Source organism: Pseudomonas sp. SWRI179, assembly GCF_014268705.1.
GTDB classification, from domain to species: Bacteria; Pseudomonadota; Gammaproteobacteria; order Pseudomonadales; family Pseudomonadaceae; genus Aquipseudomonas; species Aquipseudomonas zanjanensis.
The window spans coordinates 136864-156055 of sequence record NZ_JABWRA010000001.1 but is presented as its reverse complement, the minus strand read 5'-3'; the positions used below and the strand labels follow the sequence as shown (position 1 = coordinate 156055).

The window sequence follows — 19192 nt, the reverse complement described above, 5'->3', positions numbered from 1 at the left end:
ATTCTTTTTAAACCTTTTGGGGGGCTTCGCCCCCAGCGGGAGCAAGCTCCCTCGCCACAAAAGCTCTCCTGCCACAAAAAGCTCTCTGGTCAGGGAGAGCCTGTGTCATTGATCAGCGCTTCTGGGTCAGCGCCCGGCGCTCGAATTCGACGATGCGCTGGCGGTAGTGCTCGATGGTCTGGGCGGTCAGCACGCTGCGCTGGTCATCCTTCAGTTCGCCGTTGAGCTCCTGGGACAGCTTGCGAGCGGCGGCCACCATCACGTCGAATGCTTGCTTGGGATGACGCGGGCCCGGCAGGCCAAGGAAGAAGCTCACCGCCGGCGTGCTGAAATGATCGATGTCGTCGAGGTCGAACACGCCAGGCTTGACCGCGTTGGCCATGGAGAACAGCACCTCGCCGTTACCGGCCATGCTTTCGTGACGGTGGAAAATGTCCATTTCGCCAAAACGCAGGCCGCTTTCGAGGATGTTCTGTAGCAACGCCGGGCCCTTGAAGCCGGCCGGGTCGCGGCAGATCACGCTGATCACCAGCACTTCTTCAGCCTGGGCCTGGTCCTTGTCGGCGCTCGGGGCCTTGTTTTCGTCCGGGAAGTCGCCGTCGCGACTGCTGAAGCTCGGCCCGCCATCCAGGTCGAGGTTCAGGTTCAAATCACCCTGGGACGGCTCGCTGTTGCGCTTGCCACGCTTGGAACCCGACTCCCGTGGCTCACGGGCAGGCGCGCTCATCGACGGCAAGTCATGCTCGTCCAGCTGCGGCTCCTTGTGGGCGTCCAGCACCCGCGGCGGCCCCAGCAGCTCGGCGCTATCATCCTCATCGGGCAGGTTCGACAGGCTGCGATCCAGGCGAAACTTCAGTTTCCCCTTGCCGCCGCGCATGCGACGCCAGCCGTCGAAAAGAATACCGGCAATGACAATGATGCCGATGACGATCAGCCACTCGCGCAGACCGATTTCCATGTAATCCCGTGCCTCTATAAAAATGCTGAAAAATAAGGGGCTTAGCTATTTGCAAACCGCTTTAAAACGTGGCGCCAACTCTATGTTCTGAATGGCGTTTTGCCCACGCATACGAAAAATTGACATTAAACTAGCACGACCAAAGATAACTTTACACCGTCTGTCGCATAGGCTTGTGCCCAATCTGTGAATTGAACATCAGCCCCAAGGGTAAAAAATACCTACAGCGTTCGAAGTTGAAGCCCTACAAGCCGTTGTTCAGGCATCCACCATGGCCATGGCCTCCTCCACATCCACCGCCACCAGTCGCGAACAGCCCGGCTCGTGCATCGTCACCCCCATCAACTGATCGGCCATTTCCATGGCGATCTTGTTGTGGGTGATGTAGATGAACTGCACCGTTTCAGACATTTCTTTCACCAGCCGTGCGTAACGGCCTACGTTGGCGTCGTCCAGCGGCGCGTCGACCTCGTCGAGCATGCAGAACGGCGCCGGGTTCAATTTGAAGATGGCAAAGACCAGGGCCAGCGCGGTCAGCGCCTTTTCGCCACCGGAGAGCAAATGGATGGTGCTGTTCTTCTTGCCAGGAGGACGCGCCATGATTGTCACCCCTGTATCGAGTAAATCTTCGCCCGTCAGTTCCAAGTAGGCGCTGCCGCCACCGAAAACTTTTGGAAAAAGGGCCTGCAAACCGCCGTTGATCTGATCAAAGGTATCCTTGAAGCGGTTGCGGGTTTCCTTGTCGATCTTGCGGATGACGTTTTCCAGGGTCTCCAGCGCTTCCACCAGGTCGTCGTTCTGGGCGTCCAGGTAGCGCTTGCGTTCGGACTGCTGCTGGTACTCGTCGATGGCCGCCAAGTTGATGGCCCCCAGGCGCTGGATGCGCTGGGCAATGCGCTCCAATTCTTCCTCGGCGTCCTTCTCGTTCGCCCCGGCCACCAGGGTAGCGAGCACGCCGTCGAGGTCGTAGCCGTCTTCCAGCAACTGGTCCTGCAAGGCCTTGCGCCGCACCGTCAAGGCTTGCCACTCCATGCGCTGCTGTTCCATCTGGCCACGGATCAGTTGCGATTGCTGCTCGGCCTGGCCGCGGCGCTTTTCGGCGTCGCGCAGTTCGCGGTCGGCGTCCTCCAAGGCGATTTGCGCGGTCTTGAGCTCTTCGTCGACACTCATGCGCTTGTCGAGCAACTCTTCAAGCTTGAGGCGCAGCTCTTCCAGTGGCGCTTCGCCCTCCTCCAGATTGAGGCTCAACTGTTCGCGCTTTTCGGTCAGGCGCTCGGACTGCATTTCCAGCCGTTCCAAGGCCTGGCGCGTGGAATCGTGCTGGGCCCTGAGCGAGCCCAGGCGCACCGCCAGTTGATGGGCGTGGTCCTTGTGCTGGCGTGCTTCCTGGCGCACCCGGTCCAGGCGTTCACGCAAGCTGTCACGCTGGGCCAGCAACAGTTCCCGCTGCTCGGTGTCCAACGCCATGGCATCGAGGGCTTCTTGCAGTTGCAAGCGCGCCTCGCCGATCTGCTCGTGCTCTAGCGCTCGTTGCTCGCCCAGTTCGGCGATTTCTTCTTCCAGGCGGGTACGGCGCAGCGCCAGTTGTTCAACCTTGGCCTTGCCGGCCGACAACTGCGCCTTGAGCTCGCCTTGCTGGCGCGCTTCATCCTGCAACAGCCGCCGCAGGTGCTCGCGGCCGTTTTCCTGTTGACGCTGTTGCGCCCGCAGGTTTTGCAATTCGGTTTCCAGGGCTTCGACGCTGGCTTCGCGCTCTTCGCGCTCGGCGCCCAGGCGCTGGATTTCCTGGCCGCGGGCGAGCATGCCGCTCTCGGCTTCGCTGGCCCGGCGCACCCGCAGGAAATGCCGGCCAACCCAATACCCGTCACGACTGATCAAGCTTTCGCCGGCTGCCAATTGCCCGCGCAAAGCCAAGGCCTGCTCAAGGCTGTCCACTGGCTTGACCTGCCCGAGCCAGGGCGACAGGTCGACCTGGGCCTCGACCTTATCGAGCAAGCTGCCGGGAATTCGCACGCCATCGCCGGCCGGGCTGAGTAGGCGCAGATCGCCTTGAGTGAAGCCCGACAGGTCGAAGCCAGCAAAGTCATCCACCAGCACCGCTTGCAGGTCGGCGCCGAGCACGGTTTCCACCGCCAATTCCCAGCCAGCATCGACCTTCAGGCCCTCGGCCAGGCGCGGACGCTCGGCCAGGTGCTGGTCGCGCAGCCATTCGGCGGTGCCAGTGCCCGGGTCCAGCGCCGCTTGCTGCAAGGCCTCCAGCGAAGCCAGGCGCCCATTGAGCCGCTGCAATTCGCCCTGGGCCTGTTGCTGGTTCTGCAAGGCCAGTTGCAAAGCCTGGCGCAGTTGTTCAAGGCGCTCGACCTGGGCATCTTCGCTGGCCTGCAAGTCTTCGAGGGTGGCCTCGCTGGTCGCCAGTTGCTCGCTCAGCTCCAGAATCGCGGCGTCTTCCGGATCCGCGGCGAGCAAGGCGCGCTCTTCGGACAGGCGGCGCTGACGTTCGGCCAGGCGCTCCATGCTGGTTTCCAACTGCTGGATGCGCGACTGCTGGACTTCTGCCTGGCGCCGCGGCTCGGCCGACGTCAGGTTGAAACTGTCCCACTGCTCTTGCCAGCCATGCATGGTCAGCTCGGCTTCTTCCAGGGCTGCGGCAGCCTCTTCGGCGGCGGCGCTGGTGATTTCCTGCTCCGGCGTCAACCTGTCCAGCTCTTCGCCGAGGGTCAACAGCAACGTGCGGTCATGACCCAGGTGCGATTCGGTTTCCAGGCGCGCCCGCTCGGCTTCCTTCAAGTCGTCCTGCAACTGCCGCAGCCGTTGCTGACCATGCTGGATGCTCTGCTCGACCCGGGCGATGTCGCCCCCCACGGAATAGAAGCGCCCTTGCACCAGATTGAAGCGCTCGGACAGGTCATGGTGGCCGTCGCGCAAGCGCTCGATAGCGGCGTCGGCGTTGCGCTGCTCAGCCACCAGGGCCTCGAAGCTGACCTCCTGGTTGCCGATGATCGCCTCACGCTGGCCGACCTGCTCGTTCAACGCCTGCCAGCGCAGGGCCGACAGCTGGGCCTTGAGCTGACGCTCCTCGCCTTTGTATTCCTGGTACTTCTTCGCAGCCTCGGCCTGACGATGCAAACGTTCGAGCTGGCGTTCGAGTTCTTCGCGCAGGTCGGTCAGGCGCGCCAGGTTTTCGTGGGTGCGACGAATGCGGTTTTCGGTCTCGCGCCGGCGCTCCTTGTATTTGGAAATGCCGGCGGCCTCTTCGATGAAGTTGCGCAGGTCTTCGGGCTTGGCCTCGATCAGCTTGGAGATCATGCCCTGCTCGATGATCGAGTAGCTGCGCGGGCCCAGGCCGGTGCCGAGGAAAATATCGGTGATGTCCCGGCGACGGCACTTGGCGCCGTTGAGGAAATAGCTGTTCTGGCTGTCGCGGGTCACTTTGCGACGAATGGAAATTTCCGCATAGGCCGCGTACTCGCCCACCAGGGTGCCGTCGGAGTTATCGAACACCAGCTCGATGCTGGCCTGGCTCACCGGCTTGCGACTGGTGGAGCCGTTGAAGATGACGTCGGTCATCGACTCGCCGCGCAGGTTCTTGGCCGAGCTTTCGCCCATCACCCAGCGCACGGCGTCGATGATGTTCGACTTGCCGCAACCATTGGGCCCGACCACCGCCGCCATGTTACTGGGGAAGTTCACCGTGGTCGGGTCGACGAAGGATTTGAACCCCGCCAACTTGATGCACTTGAGCCGCACGTCAGGCCGCCGTCAGGGCAGAAACCACCAGGTCGCAACTGCGCTGGGCGTAGGCCGTGAGCACGATGCGGATCTGCGGCAAATCACGGGCCAGCACAGCGGCGAGCAGGCGCTGGAACAGGTCGAGAAATTCGCTCATTTCCGCCTTGCGCTGGTCCAGGGCCAGGAAATAGGCACGGCTCATGGCCGGTTGCAGGTTCTCGACGGTTTCCTGCAGATACGGATTGTTGGCAAAGGGGTAGGCGGCGCGCATCACGCTGAAGCTTTCATCGACGAAGGTGCGGATGTCCTGGCGCGCGTAGGCGTCGTTGAGACGCTGCTGGATCGCGACGAACGGCGCCATGTCGGCCTGTTCTTTCCAGCCATGGGCCACGGCGTTGCCCAACAGGATGTACAGCTCGCTCATCAGCGTGCAGAGGCTGCGCACCTTGTGCTCGGTGAGTTCGGTGACGTGGGCGCCACGGCGCGGCAGGATCGCGATCAAATGGCGTCGCTCCAGGATCAGCAAGGCCTCGCGGACCGAGCCGCGGCTGACGTTGAGCGCCAGCGTGACCTTCTGCTCCTGGATGCGCTCTCCCGGTTTCATTTCGCCGCGAATGATGCGTTCGGCGAGGTGATGGGCGATTTGCTCGGCGAGGCTGTCCGGGGCCTTGAACGTCATGGTTGTCCTTCAAACTCTTCGATCTGCACAAGCGGCGCAGTGTAGCGCACTCGGTACGTCATGGCGCAGGGCCTGCAGCGGGTTTTTGGCACGATATAAGCAAAAAAATCCGGACTCTCATCCTGGAACAGAATCTGTGGAAGAACCTGTGGGAGCCGAGCTTGCTCGCGATAGCGGTCTGTCAGCTTGCATCCATACTGAATGTACCGCCGTCATCGCGAGCAAGCTCGGCTCCCACAGGGTTCCACCGTGTCCATAAAGCGTTGTTTATCGACCAGATGGATTTTCTTGACCCTTAAGTCAGAAAATCGTTGACCGAAAAGTCAGACCTGATAAATTCAGGCCCACGTCGAAACAACAATAATGCGTCTGCGAGGCCTTCCGTGATCCAGTTTTTACTCAACCAGGAACTCCGTAGCGAGCACGCCCTGGACCCGAACCTGACCGTACTCAACTACTTGCGCGAACACGTTGGTAAACCCGGCACCAAAGAAGGCTGCGCCAGCGGCGACTGTGGCGCGTGTACCGTGGTGGTGGGCGAATTGGAAACGGACGCCAATGGCCGCGAACGCATTCGCTACCGCAGCCTCAACGCGTGCCTGACCTTCGTCTCGTCCCTGCACGGCAAGCAACTGATCAGCGTCGAGGACCTCAAGCACCAGGGCCAACTGCACAGCGTTCAGCAAGCGATGGTCGACTGCCACGGTTCGCAATGCGGTTTCTGCACACCGGGCTTCGTCATGTCGCTGTTCGCCCTGCAGAAGAACAGCGAGCAAGCCGACGCCCACCAGGCCCACGAAGCCTTGGCCGGCAACCTGTGCCGTTGCACCGGCTATCGGCCGATCCTGGCCGCCGCCGAGCAAGCTTGCTGCAGCAAGCAGCCGGACCAGTTCGACGCCCGCGAGGCCGAAACCATCGCCCGCCTCAAAGCCATCGCCCCCACCGAGACCGGTGAACTCAACAGCGGCGACAAACGCTGCCTGGTGCCGCTGACCGTCGCCGACCTGGCCGATCTCTACGACGCCTATCCCCAGGCGCGCCTACTGGCCGGCGGTACGGACCTGGCCCTGGAAGTCACGCAATTTCATCGCACCCTGCCGGTGATGATCTACGTGGGCAACGTCGCCGAACTCAAGCGTATCGAACGCTTCGACGACCGCCTGGAGATCGGCGCCGCCACCGCCCTCTCCGATTGCTACGAGGCCCTGAAAGCCGAATACCCGGACTTCGGCGAACTGTTGCAACGCTTCGCCTCGCTGCAGATCCGCAACCAGGGCACCTTGGGCGGCAACATCGGCAACGCCTCGCCTATTGGTGACTCGCCGCCCCTGTTGATCGCCCTCGGCGCGCAGATCGTGCTGTGCAAGGGCCAGGTCCGCCGCACCCTGGCCCTGGAAGACTACTTCATCGATTACCGGGTTACCGCCCGCCAGGAAAGCGAATTCATCGAAAAGATCATCGTGCCGCGAGCCAGCGCCGAACAGGCGTTCCGCGCCTACAAGGTGTCCAAGCGCCTGGACGATGACATTTCCGCCGTATGCGCGGCCTTCAACCTGCGCATCGACAACGGCGTGGTCCGCGACGCCCGCGTGGCCTTCGGCGGCATGGCCGCCACACCGAAACGCGCCAAGCATTGTGAAGCCGCATTGATCGGCGCGCCGTGGACCGACAGCACCGTCGAACGCGCCTGCGCCGTCCTGGCCGAGGATTTCACGCCGCTGTCGGATTTCCGCGCCAGCAAGGAATACCGCCTGCTCAGCGCCCGCAACCTGTTGCGCAAATATTTCATCGAACTGCAAACGCCGCACATCGAGACTCGGGTGACCGCTTATGTCTAACCATCACGCCGTAGAGAAGACTCAAGCCGAACTGGCGGAGCTGTTCGCCCGCGACCTCACCACTGGCGTGGGCCGCAGCGTCAAGCATGACAGCGCCGCCAAGCACGTGTCCGGCGAGGCGCAGTACATCGATGACCGCCTGGAATTCCCCAACCAGTTGCACGTCTATGCCCGGCTGTCGGACCGCGCCCACGCCCGGATCATCCGCATCGATACCGCGCCGTGCTACGCCTTTGAGGGCGTGCGCATCGCCATCACCCACGCAGACATTCCAGGCCTGAAGGACATTGGCCCACTGCTGCCCGGCGATCCGCTGCTGGCCATTGATGACGTGCAGTTCGTCGGCCAACCGGTGCTGGCTGTTGCCGCCAAGGATCTTGAGACCGCACGTAAGGCAGCGATGGCCGCCATCATCGAATACGAAGACCTGGAGCCGGTGCTGGACGTGGTCGAGGCCCTGCGCAAGCGGCACTTCGTGCTGGACAGCCACACCCACCAGCGCGGCGATTCGGCCACGGCGCTGGCGAGCGCCGAGCATCGTATCCAGGGCTCGCTGCACATCGGCGGCCAGGAGCATTTTTACCTGGAAACCCAGATTTCCTCGGTGATGCCCACCGAAGACGGCGGCATGATCGTCTACTGCTCGACCCAGAACCCCACCGAAGTGCAGAAACTGGTGGCCGAAGTACTCGGCGTGTCGATGAACAAAGTCGTGGTGGACATGCGCCGCATGGGCGGCGGCTTTGGTGGCAAGGAAACCCAGGCCGCCAGCCCGGCCTGCCTGTGCGCCGTCATCGCGCACCTCACCGGGCAGCCGACCAAGATGCGCCTGCCCCGGGTCGAAGACATGCTGATGACCGGCAAGCGCCACCCCTTCTACATCGAATACGACGTCGGCTTCGACAGCCGCGGGCGCTTGCACGGCATCGCCCTGGAACTGGCCGGCAACTGCGGTTGCTCGCCTGACCTGTCGGCCTCCATCGTCGACCGGGCGATGTTCCACGCCGACAACGCCTACTACTTGGGCGATGCGACCATCAACGGCCACCGCTGCAAGACCAACACCGCGTCGAACACCGCCTACCGGGGGTTCGGCGGGCCGCAGGGCATGGTCGCCATCGAAGAAGTGATGGACGCCATCGCCCGACACCTGGGGCTCGATCCGCTGGCGGTGCGCAAGGCCAACTACTACGGCAAGACCGAACGCAACGTCACCCACTACTACCAGACCGTCGAGCACAACATGCTCGAGGAAATGACCGCCGAGCTTGAAGAAAGCAGCCAGTACGCCGAGCGCCGTGAAGCGATCCGTCGCTACAACGCCAATAGCCCGATCCTGAAAAAGGGCCTGGCGCTGACCCCGGTGAAATTCGGCATTTCGTTCACCGCCAGCTTCCTCAACCAGGCCGGCGCCTTGATCCACGTCTACACCGACGGCAGTATCCACCTCAACCACGGCGGCACCGAAATGGGCCAGGGCCTGAATACCAAGGTCGCCCAGGTGGTGGCCGAGGTGTTCCAGGTGGAAATGGACCGCGTGCAGATCACCGCGACCAACACCGACAAGGTGCCGAACACCTCGCCCACCGCCGCCTCCAGCGGTGCCGACCTGAACGGCAAGGCGGCGCAGAATGCCGCCGAAATCATCAAGCGGCGCCTGGTGGAATTTGCCGCGCGGCACTACAAGGTCAGTGAAGAGGATGTGGAATTCCACAACGGCCATGTGCGGGTGCGCGATCACATCCTGACCTTCGAAGCGTTGGTACAGCAGGCGTATTTCGCCCAGGTCTCGCTGTCCAGCACCGGCTTCTACAAGACCCCGAAAATCTACTACGACCGCAGCCAGGCCCGTGGCCGGCCGTTCTACTACTACGCCTATGGCGCGGCGTGTGCCGAGGTGATCGTCGACACCCTCACCGGCGAGTACAAGATGCTGCGCACCGACATCCTCCACGATGTCGGCGCCTCGCTGAACCCAGCCATCGACATCGGCCAGGTCGAAGGCGGTTTCATCCAGGGCATGGGCTGGCTGACCATGGAAGAGCTGGTGTGGAATGACAAGGGCAAGCTGATGACCAATGGCCCGGCCAGCTACAAGATCCCCGCCGTGGCCGACATGCCGCTAGACCTGCGGGTCAAGCTGGTGGAAAACCGCAAGAACCCTGAAGACACGGTGTTCCATTCCAAGGCTGTGGGCGAGCCGCCGTTCATGCTCGGCATCGCCGCGTGGTGCGCCATCAAGGACGCCGTGGCGAGCCTGGGGGATTACCGGCATCAACCGAACATCGATGCCCCGGCAACGCCGGAGCGGGTGTTGTGGGGGTGTGAGCAGATGCGGCAGTTGAAGGCGGCCAAGGCTGAGGAAGCTGAACCCGAGTTGGCTTCGCTTTAGACCGCAGCGCCGCCTTCGCGAGCAAGCCCGCTCCCACAGGAAACCGCGATCCAAATGTGGGAGCGAGCCTGCTCGCGAAGGTGGTTGAACAGACAACAGAGATGTCGAGGTGAATATGTACAACTGGATCAGCGCCCTCGCCGACCTGCAAACCCGCGGCGAACCCTGCGTGCTGGTGACGATCATCGAAGAACTCGGCTCCACCCCGCGCAACGCCGGTTCGAAGATGGTCATCAGCGCCAGCCAGACGTTCGATACCATCGGTGGCGGACACCTGGAATACAAGGCCATGGAGATCGCCCGGCAAATGCTCGCCAGCGGCCAGCAGAACACCCACCTGGAGCGCTTCAGCCTCGGCGCGAGCCTGGGCCAGTGCTGCGGCGGCGTCACCGTGTTGCTGTTCGAACCCATGGGCCAGGTCCAGGCGCAGATCGCCGTGTTCGGCGCCGGCCATGTCGGCCGCGCCCTGGTGCCGCTGCTGGCGAGCCTGCCCTGCAAGGTGCGCTGGATCGACTCGCGAGAAGCGGAGTTCCCCGAACACTTGCCCCATGGCGTGCGCAAGATCGTGGCCGAAGAGCCATTGGATGAAGTCGATGAATTGCCCGCCGGCAGCTACTGCATCGTCATGACCCACAACCATCAGCTCGACCTGGAGCTGAGCGCCGCGATCCTCAAGCGCAACGACTTTGCCTACTTCGGCCTGATCGGTTCGAAGACCAAGCGGGTCAAGTTCGAGCATCGCCTGCGTGATCGTGGTTTTGATAGCAGCACCTTGCAACGCATGCGTTGCCCGATGGGTATCGGCGAAGTCAAAGGCAAGTTGCCTGTGGAAATCGCCATCTCCATCGCCGGCGAAATCATCGCCACCTATAACGCCGATTTCGGCCAGCACACCGTGCGCGCCGAACCGATTGCCAAGTTGCTGCCAGCTTCGCGCCGCAGCCAGCGTTAATCCCTTTATCGAGACAGACCATGCCCCTGACACGCAAAGCCTTCCGCGCCGCCCTGCTCCACAGCCTCGCCGATCCGGCCGAAGTGGGTATCGAAGCGTCCTATGAATATTTCGAAGACGGACTGCTGGTGGTGGAGAACGGCCAGATCAGCGCCATCGGCCACGCCCATGACCTGTTGCCGACCCTGGCGGCGGACATCGACATCGCCCATTACCCGGACGCACTGATCACGCCAGGTTTGATCGACACCCACATCCATCTGCCGCAAACCGGCATGGTCGGCGCCTATGGCGAGCAATTGCTGGATTGGCTCAACACCTACACGTTCCCCTGCGAAAGCCAGTTCGCCGACAAGGCCCACGCCGATGCGGTGGCGGATATTTTCGTCAAGGAGCTGCTGCGCAACGGCACCACCACCGCCCTGGTGTTCGGCAGCGTGCATCCGGAGTCGGTGAACGCGTTTTTCGAAGTGGCCCAGAAGCTCGACCTGCGCATGATCGCCGGCAAGGTGATGATGGACCGCAACGCCCCGGACTACCTGGTCGACACCGCCGAATCCAGCTACACCGAGAGCAAGGCGCTGATCGAGCGCTGGCACGGCAAGGGCCGGTTGCACTACGCCGTGACCCCGCGCTTCGCTCCCACCAGCACCCCGGAACAACTGACCCTGGCCGGTCAATTGCTGGGGGAATACCCCGGCTTGTACATGCAGACCCACATCAGCGAGAACCTGCAGGAAGTGCAGTGGGTCAAGGAGCTGTTCCCGGAGCGCAAGGGCTACCTGGACGTCTACGATCACTACCAACTGCTTGGCGAGCGTTCGGTGTTCGCCCATGGCGTGCATTTATGCGATGACGAATGTGCGCGGCTGGCCGAGGCCGGGTCGGCCATCGCATTCTGCCCGACCTCGAACTTTTTCCTCGGCAGCGGCCTGTTCAACCTGCCCATGGCCGAGAAGCACAAGGTGAACGTCGGGTTGGGCACCGACGTCGGTGGCGGCACCAGTTTTTCGCTGCTCCACACCCTGAACGAAGCCTACAAGGTGATGCAATTGCAGGGCGCGCGGCTGAGCCCGTTCAAGTCGCTGTACCTGGCCACCCTCGGCGGCGCCCGGGCCCTACGCCTGGAGGACAAGATCGGCACGTTGCAACCGGGGACGGACGCGGACTTCCTGGTGCTGGATTACAACGCCACGCCGCTGCTGAGCTATCGCCTCAAGCAGGCCAAGGACATTGCCGAACGGTTGTTCGTGTTGATGACGCTGGGGGATGACCGGACGGTGGCGCAGACTTATGCGGCTGGCAGGTTGGTGCATCAGCGCTAGATTTCATTCGCCTGTCACACCGCTTTCGCGAGCAAGCCCGCTCCCACATTTGATCCGCGTATGTCATGACAACACGGTCGAATGTGGGAGCGGGCTTGCTCGCGAAGGGCGCGACTCGGTATGACTGATTCAACCTTCAGAGCTTGGCCGTCGACCGCCCCGGCTTCTTGCTCTGCAACAGATGCGAGAACACCGCGTGCAAGTCATCCGACGCACTTTCCTCGTCGAGGTTGAGCTTGCTGTCGATGTGGTCCATGTGATGCATCATCAGGTCCACGGCCAGCGTGGCATCGCGGGCCTCGATGGCGTCGATCAATTGGGTGTGTTCGTCGTAGGAACAGTGGGACCGGTTGCCGCTTTCGTACTGCGCGATGATCAGCGACGTCTGGGACACGAGACTGCGCTGGAAACTGATCAGCGGGGCGTTCTTCGCCGCTTCGGCCAGCTTGAGGTGGAACTCGCCCGACAAACGGATGCCGGCGCCACGGTCGCCCCGGGAAAAACTGTCGCGCTCGTCGCTGACCATCTGCCGCAGCTCAGCCAGTTGTTCGGCGGTAGCGTGCTGCACCGCCAGCTCGGTGATCGCCCTTTCCACCAGGCGCCGGGCCATGAACACCTGGCGGGCCTCTTCGACACTCGGGCTCGCCACCACGGCACCGCGATTGGGCCGCAGCAACACCACGCCTTCGTGGGCCAGGCGGGACAAGGCCCGGCGAATGATCGTGCGGCTGACTCCGAAAATCTCCCCCAGCGCCTCTTCGCTCAATTTGGTCCCGGGCGCCAGGCGTTGTTCGAGGATGGCCTCGAAGATGTGCGCATAGACAATATCGTCCTGGGTTCCGCTGCGGCCGGTTTTACCAGCTCGCGGTTGTTTCTTGAGGGGCTGCAACTGTTCGTTCATGGGCACTCGAGTCGGGAGAACTGCGGCGAATTGACCGTGACTGTAATACGGCACAGCGGGTCGCTGGCAAGTATCGCGTAAAAAACAGCTCGATTGTACACAACCTCTGATGGCAACACGACTGTACGGCTGTTTGCGGGCATGGCTGTATTGCAATCGATGATGGGGTTGAGTTTAGGCTTTAAACCGCAAATCTGTGGGGCTATCAAGCCCAGATAATCTACAACAAGGACCACCGCCCACCATGACCGAAGTCACGACCACGCCACTTCGTCCATTGGCCGACACCTCGCCTTCGGCCATCGTCGCCGGGTTCATCGCGATGATGACCGGCTACACCAGTTCCCTGGTGCTGATGTTCCAGGCCGGACAGGCGGCGGGGCTGACCAGCGGGCAGATTTCCTCGTGGATCTGGGCGATCTCCATCGGCATGGCGGTGTGCTCCATCGGGCTGTCGCTGCGCTATCGCACGCCGATCACCATCGCCTGGTCGACACCCGGCGCCGCGCTGCTGATCACCAGCCTGGGCGGCGTGAGTTATGGCGAGGCCATCGGCGCCTATATAACCTGCGCGGTGCTGGTGACGATCTGTGGCCTGACCGGCAGTTTCGAGCGCCTGGTCAAGCGCATTCCGGCCTCGCTGGCGGCGGCGTTGCTGGCGGGGATTCTGTTCAAGATCGGCAGCGAGATCTTCGTCGCCACCCAGCATCGCACCGGCCTGGTGCTGGGGATGTTTTTCACCTACCTGATCGTCAAGCGCCTGTCGCCGCGCTACGCGGTGCTCGCGGCACTGCTGATCGGCACAGCGCTTTCCGGCCTGCTGGGGCTGCTGGACTTCAGCGGTTTTGCCCTGGAAGTCGCGACGCCGGTCTGGACCACGCCGCACTTTTCCTTGGCAGCCACCATCAGCATCGGCATTCCGCTGTTCGTGGTGGCGATGACCTCGCAGAACATGCCCGGCATCGCCGTGTTGCGGGCCGACGGCTACAACGTGCCGGCTTCGCCGCTGATCACCAGCACCGGCATCGCCTCGCTGCTGCTGGCACCGTTCGGCTCCCATGGCATCAACCTGGCGGCCATCAGCGCGGCCATCTGCACCGGGCCCCACGCCCACGAAGATCGCAACAAGCGCTACACGGCGGCGGTCTGGTGTGGGATTTTCTACGGGATTGCCGGGGTATTCGGCGCGACGCTGGCGGCGTTGTTCGCGGCGCTGCCCAAGGAATTGGTGTTGTCCATCGCGGCCCTGGCGCTGTTCGGCTCGATCATCAATGGCTTGAGCATCGCCATGAGCGAAGTGAAGGAGCGGGAAGCGGCGCTGATCACTTTCATGGTCACGGCGTCGGGGCTGACGCTGTTCTCCATCGGTTCGGCGTTCTGGGGGATTGTGGCGGGGGTGTTGACGTTGCTGATCCTGAACTGGCGTAGCGCCTGAGAGCTTAAAAGCTTCGCGAGCAAGCCCGCTCCCACAAAGGCGATGTGAGCGATACATATCCACTGTGGGAGCGGGCTTGCTCGCGAAGGCTGCCTGGCAAGCAACACATAAATGGCAGGCACAAAAAAACCGGCACCCAAAAGGGCTGCCGGTTTCTGACCATCAAGCGACCGGATTGATCGGCTTTTCCGGGTACCACACGTCCAGCAACGGGCTGACTTCAACGCTGGTCAGCTCAGGACGGGCCTTGAGCCAGGCTTCAACGGCAGCGCGCTGCTCTTCGGTGACCGAGCCACGCTTCTGCAGGCAAACCAGACCGTAGTCGTCACCGCCGACGTAGCCCAGGCCATTGGCTTCCATGGCTTCTTTCAGGAAAGCGTCGAGGAAAGCGTCAATAGCCTCATCGGCCAGATCTTCTTTGAAATCCAGGTTCAGTTCGAAACCCAGCTCTTGAAATTCATCCACGCACAGCTTTTTGCGCAGACGCTGGGAACGGTTAGTCGCCATTGGAACAATCCTCATAAGTAATAACGGCCGGCACTTTACCAGTTTGGTGCGTCGATTGCCCGACTCATCGGGCAAGTCCGTTAACCGTTGGTAAAAAAATACCGCTTCGCTGGGCTTGGGCACGGCACATGCCGTTGCGCCTTGGGGCATAATGCCGACACTTTCATGACCGTTGAGGACGTTCATTTTCATGTCCTCGTATTTTCCCCCTCGCCCGTAGGGTTTTATTTCAATGATCAAATCTTTGCGTCCATTGCTTCTGGCCAGCCTTCTTCTTCCCCTGGCCCTCCCTGTCACCGCCCACGCTGCCACGATCAACACCGCCCTATCGCCCAACGTACAAAAGGCCCTCAAGGCCAGCAAACTGCAGAACGACGCCCTGTCCCTGGTGCTGGTGCCGCTCAACGGCCCCGGCACGCCAACCCTGTACAACGCCGATGTTTCGGTCAATCCGGCGTCCACCATGAAACTGGTGACCACCTATGCGGCCCTGGAGATGCTCGGCCCCAATCATCAATGGAAAACCGAGTTCTACACCGACGGCACCCTGAGCGGCGGGATCCTCAACGGCAACTTGTACCTCAAGGGCGGCGGCGATCCCAAGCTGAACATGGAAAAACTCTGGCTGTTGATGCGCGATCTGCGGGCCAACGGCGTCCAGCAGGTCACCGGTGACCTGGTGCTGGACCGCAGTTTCTTCATCCAGCCGCAACTGCCCGAGTTCAACGACGACGGCAACGACGAAAACAAACCCTTCCTGGTCAAGCCCGACTCGCTGCTGGTCAACCTCAAGGCCCTGCGCTTCGTCGCTCGCAATGATGGCGGCCGGGTGCTGGTGTCGGTTGAGCCACCGATTGCCAGCATTCGCATCGAAAACGTGGTCAAGGCCATCAACGGCAAGCAATGTGCCGGCGGCGTTCGCTACAACCCCGTCGCCCAGGCCGATGGCAGCATGACCGTCACTGTCAGCGGCCAACTCGGTGAAGGTTGCAGCTCCCAGACCTACCTGTCACTGCTCGATCACGCCACCTACACCGCTGGCGCGGTGCGGGCCATCTGGAAGGAATTGGGCGGCAGCATCCAGGGCCAGGACCGCCTGGCCACGACCCCGAGCAACGCCAAGGTATTGGCCCGGGCGTTCTCCCCGGACCTGGCGGAGATCATCCGCGACATCAATAAATACAGTAACAACACCATGGCCCAGCAACTGTTCCTGAGCCTGGGCGCACAATTTCGCAACGAAGCCGACGGTGACGACGCGAAGGCTGCGCAACGGGTGGTACGCCAGTGGCTGGCGAAGAAAGGCATCACCGCACCGCACCTGGTGATGGAGAACGGCTCCGGCCTGTCCCGCGCCGAACGGGTCAGCGCGCGGGAAATGGCAGCGATGCTGCAAGCCGCCTGGCGCAGCCCGTATTCGGCGGAGTTCATCAGTTCGATGCCGATTGCCGGCACCGACGGCACCATGCGCAAACGCCTGAAGACCACCGCCATGGCCGGCGAAGCCCACGTCAAGACCGGGACCCTGAACACCGTCCGCGCCATCGCTGGCTACAGCCGCGACATCAACGGCAACACTTGGGCAGTGGTGGCGATCCTCAACGATCCAAAGCCATGGGGCGCTTCGTCGGTGCTGGACCAGGTGCTGCTGGACCTGTACCGCCAGCCGAAACTGCCACAGACGGCTTCGGTGCTCTAACCCAGCACATACCCCATGTGGGAGCGAGCCTGCTCGCGAATGCGGTATGTCATTCAACATCGATGTTGCTGACCGACCGAATCGCGAGCAGGCTCGCTCCCACAGTGAATCGGGCCATACACAAATCTTGTGCCCACTGAAGATCAACTGTGGGAGCGGGCTTGCTCGCGAAGGCGGTACAACATTCAACCATTGTGTTGACTGACATGCCGCATTCGCGAGCAAGCCCGCTCCCACACTTTGACCTCAATATCCCCTGGCTACCCCAGCTGCGTCTCGACCCGATCCCGCCCGGCCTGCTTGGCCGCATAGACGCCTGAGTCGGCCCTGAGCAGTAACGCATCGGCGCCCTCCCCGGCGCGCCAGGTGGCGATGCCGAAGCTGGCGGTAACCACCCCGACATCGTCGATGGGCGCAGCCCGCAAGCCTTCCCACAGCCCCAGCGCCAGGGAATAAGCGCTGTCACTGTCGGTGTCCGGGCACAGCACCACGAACTCCTCCCCACCCAACCGGCAGAACACATCGGTACGGCGCAACCGTTGGATGATGCGCTGGCAGAACGCCTGCAACACCCGGTCGCCCACCGCATGGCCGTGCTGGTCGTTGATGCGCTTGAAGTGATCGATGTCGAGCATGATGACCGCCAGCCCACCGGAACCGCGCTCGACCCGGGCCATTTCCGAGGTCAAGCGTTCCTGGAAATAACGGCGGTTGCGAATGCCGGTCAGGGCGTCGGTCACGGATAAGGCCCGCAGCTCTTCTTCCACACGCTTGAGGTCGGAAATATCCGAGATATAGCCATGCCACAACACCCCGCCGCCAGGCAGTTCCTCGGGGGTGGCCTCGCCGCGCACCCAGCGCAGCCCGCGCAAGGGTAATTGCACCCGGTACTCTTCCCGCCATGGGCTCAAGGTATTGGCCGAAGCACGGATCGAAGCGCGGACGCGCGTACTGTCCAACGGATGAATACGCGAGAAAATCGCCTCGGCGTTCTGCACCAGTACATCGGGTTCCAATTCATAGATGTCGCGGATGCCGTCGCTGGCATAGATCACACTGAAGCGACCATTGAAATCCATCCTGAATTGGTAGATTCCCCCGGGGACATGGGCGCTGAGCTTTTTGAGCAGCAGGTCCCGGGCGGCCAGGGCTTCGTGGACGCGCTTGCGCTCGGTGATGTCGATGCAGATCGCCAGGTGCCCGACCCACAGCCCCTGCTCATCGAGCATCGGCGTGGCCAGCATGTTCACGGTCAGGTGACTGCCATCGCGGCGCACCAGGGTCCATTCCCGCGCCTGCTGCCCACCCTGCTCGCCGCCCTCGAGCAGCATCGCATGGCAGGTAGGAATGGGTTTACCAAAGCGCGCGCCAAGCTGAGCGGCCCGGGCCTGGAGTTCGCGCGGCACATGCAGGCTCTCCAGGGTCATGCTTTGCAGCACCTCGCAGCTCGGGTAGCCGAGCATCTGCTCGGCGCCGGCGTTGAAAGTGGTGATGACGCCGCGCAGGTCGGTGGCAATGATCGCCACCTGGGTCGCGGCATCCAGCACACCGCGCAACTGGCCGTGGGTACCGCGCAACTCCTGCTCCCGGGCACGCAGTTCGCCGGTGCGTTGTTCCACCAGTGCCAAGGCTCGCTGCCGCTGGCTGACCAGCACATAAAGCAAGGCACTGAGCAGCAGGCTGAGCAGGCTGCCCAGCACAGCCAGGCTCGTCACCGACGAGTGATTGGAGGACAGGAACACCCGGCTGGGCCGCAACTCTACCCGGTAGTCCTGGTCAGCCAGGCGCAACAGGCGGGTCGCCGACAAGTCACTGTCACCCGGCGAGTCAAGGGAATCGAACAGCACTTCCTCCCGGTCGTCGGTGGATAGGTCCAGGACACGCATCGACAGGTTGTCATGACCTGCGGCCGGCAAGCCGTCAGCCACCAACTGACGCATGTTGATGCCCGCCACCACGTAACCGAACGGCTCCTTGGCCGAGGCTCGGGTGACCGGCGCAACCAGCAACACCCCACGCGCGAAGTCTGGGCCTACCCCCATCAGATCCAGTGGCTGCGAGACTACTATCGTGCCAAGCGAGCGCGCCCGTTCAAGCACAGCCCGGCGCAAGGGATGGGAAAGCAGATCGAATCCCAGGGGGGACATGGAAAGCGGCTGGCTCTGGAGGTACAGCACCGGCACGTATTCGTCCCGCTCGGCGGCCTGCCGCAGGCCGCCGCCATCGGCGACCTCACGGATGCCAAAGGAGTCGCCCCCCTGGTCCCGCGTCACTTGTTCGAAGGATTGTCGTTGCTCCCGAAAGATCCGTGGTGCCCAGGCGAAGGCCAGGGTGCGCCGCAGCAACGGTTCGACGTAGCCATGAAATTCCGCGTTGGAAACCCCTGCCGAATTGGCAAAGAACCGTCTCAGGCCATCGAGACGTTGTTCCTGGTCCTGGAATCGCTCCTCAATGCGGCTGAAGCGTTCCTCGGCTTGCAATTCGAAGCGCTGGTGCAATTGCTGGTTGAACAGGCTCATCATCGCCCAGCTCAGCAAACCGGTCAGGCAGGTACCGGCCAGCAGCACCAGCGAAGCCACCAGCCAGGCCGACACGTCTTCGCTGATAAAGCCCAGGATCCTGGGGCGCACCTGATGCAATGCCATAGACACAACTCGCAAAGGTACCAGGCATAGGCACAGCCCTGGACACAGCCTAAGTTATAGCTATTCGCCATCACTTTGGCCAGTCCCTAAATGAGGCTAGAAGCCTTGAACTACAAGGCTCCGTGGATCCAA

12 protein-coding genes are annotated in these 19192 nt (G+C 62.3%); 6 read left to right on the top strand and 6 right to left on the bottom strand.

Features of this window, described 5'->3' with window-relative positions; translation table 11 throughout:
• Positions 1 to 112: 112 nt before the first annotated feature.
• The 3 genes from zipA to HU767_RS00635 all read right to left on the bottom strand — a co-directional run bounded on the left by zipA (position 113) and on the right by HU767_RS00635 (position 5366).
• A complete protein-coding gene (gene zipA, locus HU767_RS00645) occupies positions 113 to 958 on the bottom strand; it encodes a cell division protein ZipA (RefSeq protein WP_186705260.1) in 846 nt (281 codons plus the stop codon).
• A 258-nt stretch (positions 959 to 1216) separates the two neighbouring features.
• Complete coding sequence (gene smc, locus HU767_RS00640; RefSeq protein WP_186728192.1) at positions 1217 to 4705, bottom strand: chromosome segregation protein SMC; 3489 nt, start codon at positions 4703 to 4705, stop codon at positions 1217 to 1219.
• A 1-nt stretch (position 4706) separates the two neighbouring features.
• Positions 4707 to 5366 (bottom strand): GntR family transcriptional regulator, encoded by a 660-nt coding sequence (locus HU767_RS00635; RefSeq protein ID WP_186705262.1) that lies wholly within the window; start codon positions 5364 to 5366, stop codon positions 4707 to 4709.
• Positions 5367 to 5749: 383 nt separating this feature from the next.
• Between HU767_RS00635 and xdhA the strand changes: the two genes are divergently transcribed.
• The 4 genes from xdhA (at position 5750) to guaD (ending at position 11873) form a co-directional block, all read left to right on the top strand.
• Positions 5750 to 7204 (top strand): xanthine dehydrogenase small subunit, encoded by a 1455-nt coding sequence (gene xdhA / locus HU767_RS00630; RefSeq protein WP_186705263.1) that lies wholly within the window; start codon positions 5750 to 5752, stop codon positions 7202 to 7204.
• The gene (xdhB, locus tag HU767_RS00625) at positions 7197 to 9596 is read left to right on the top strand and encodes a xanthine dehydrogenase molybdopterin binding subunit (protein ID WP_186728191.1); all 2400 of its coding nucleotides are present in this window, start codon (positions 7197 to 7199) and stop codon (positions 9594 to 9596) included. The genes xdhA and xdhB overlap by 8 nt, the downstream gene beginning before the upstream one ends.
• 115 nt (positions 9597 to 9711) lie before the next feature.
• Positions 9712 to 10548: a xanthine dehydrogenase accessory protein XdhC gene (xdhC, locus tag HU767_RS00620; protein WP_186728189.1), complete on the top strand. Its 837-nt coding sequence runs from the start codon at positions 9712 to 9714 to the stop codon at positions 10546 to 10548.
• A gap of 20 nt (positions 10549 to 10568) precedes the next feature.
• Positions 10569 to 11873, top strand: a complete 1305-nt coding sequence (guaD, locus tag HU767_RS00615; protein ID WP_186728187.1) for a guanine deaminase — start codon at positions 10569 to 10571, stop codon at positions 11871 to 11873.
• Positions 11874 to 12009: 136 nt separating this feature from the next.
• Here the strand turns inward: guaD and HU767_RS00610 are convergent, their stop codons facing one another.
• Entirely contained in the window at positions 12010 to 12774 is a 765-nt protein-coding gene (locus HU767_RS00610) for a GntR family transcriptional regulator (protein WP_186705267.1), read from the bottom strand.
• A gap of 244 nt (positions 12775 to 13018) precedes the next feature.
• Between HU767_RS00610 and HU767_RS00605 the strand changes: the two genes are divergently transcribed.
• Complete coding sequence (locus HU767_RS00605; protein ID WP_003199555.1) at positions 13019 to 14209, top strand: benzoate/H(+) symporter BenE family transporter; 1191 nt, start codon at positions 13019 to 13021, stop codon at positions 14207 to 14209.
• Positions 14210 to 14371: 162 nt separating this feature from the next.
• Here HU767_RS00605 and HU767_RS00600 read toward each other — a convergent pair whose 3' ends face one another.
• Complete coding sequence (locus HU767_RS00600) at positions 14372 to 14716, bottom strand: YggL family protein (protein ID WP_186705268.1); 345 nt, start codon at positions 14714 to 14716, stop codon at positions 14372 to 14374.
• A 232-nt stretch (positions 14717 to 14948) separates the two neighbouring features.
• Between HU767_RS00600 and dacB the strand changes: the two genes are divergently transcribed.
• A complete protein-coding gene (gene dacB, locus HU767_RS00595; protein WP_186705269.1) occupies positions 14949 to 16415 on the top strand; it encodes a D-alanyl-D-alanine carboxypeptidase/D-alanyl-D-alanine-endopeptidase in 1467 nt (488 codons plus the stop codon).
• A gap of 260 nt (positions 16416 to 16675) precedes the next feature.
• Here the strand turns inward: dacB and HU767_RS00590 are convergent, their stop codons facing one another.
• A complete protein-coding gene (locus tag HU767_RS00590; protein WP_186728185.1) occupies positions 16676 to 19060 on the bottom strand; it encodes a GGDEF domain-containing protein in 2385 nt (794 codons plus the stop codon).
• Positions 19061 to 19192: the final 132 nt, after the last annotated feature.

Coding starts and splice junctions, on each gene's coding strand:
- zipA (WP_186705260.1), bottom strand. CDS start 958: ATGGAAATCGGTCTGCGCGAGTGGCTGATCGTCATCGGCATCATTGTC.
- HU767_RS00635 (WP_186705262.1), bottom strand. CDS start 5,366: ATGACGTTCAAGGCCCCGGACAGCCTCGCCGAGCAAATCGCCCATCAC.
- xdhB (WP_186728191.1), top strand. CDS start 7,197: ATGTCTAACCATCACGCCGTAGAGAAGACTCAAGCCGAACTGGCGGAG.
- xdhC (WP_186728189.1), top strand. CDS start 9,712: ATGTACAACTGGATCAGCGCCCTCGCCGACCTGCAAACCCGCGGCGAA.
- guaD (WP_186728187.1), top strand. CDS start 10,569: ATGCCCCTGACACGCAAAGCCTTCCGCGCCGCCCTGCTCCACAGCCTC.
- HU767_RS00610 (WP_186705267.1), bottom strand. CDS start 12,774: ATGAACGAACAGTTGCAGCCCCTCAAGAAACAACCGCGAGCTGGTAAA.
- HU767_RS00605 (WP_003199555.1), top strand. CDS start 13,019: ATGACCGAAGTCACGACCACGCCACTTCGTCCATTGGCCGACACCTCG.
- HU767_RS00600 (WP_186705268.1), bottom strand. CDS start 14,716: ATGGCGACTAACCGTTCCCAGCGTCTGCGCAAAAAGCTGTGCGTGGAT.
- dacB (WP_186705269.1), top strand. CDS start 14,949: ATGATCAAATCTTTGCGTCCATTGCTTCTGGCCAGCCTTCTTCTTCCC.
- HU767_RS00590 (WP_186728185.1), bottom strand. CDS start 19,060: ATGGCATTGCATCAGGTGCGCCCCAGGATCCTGGGCTTTATCAGCGAA.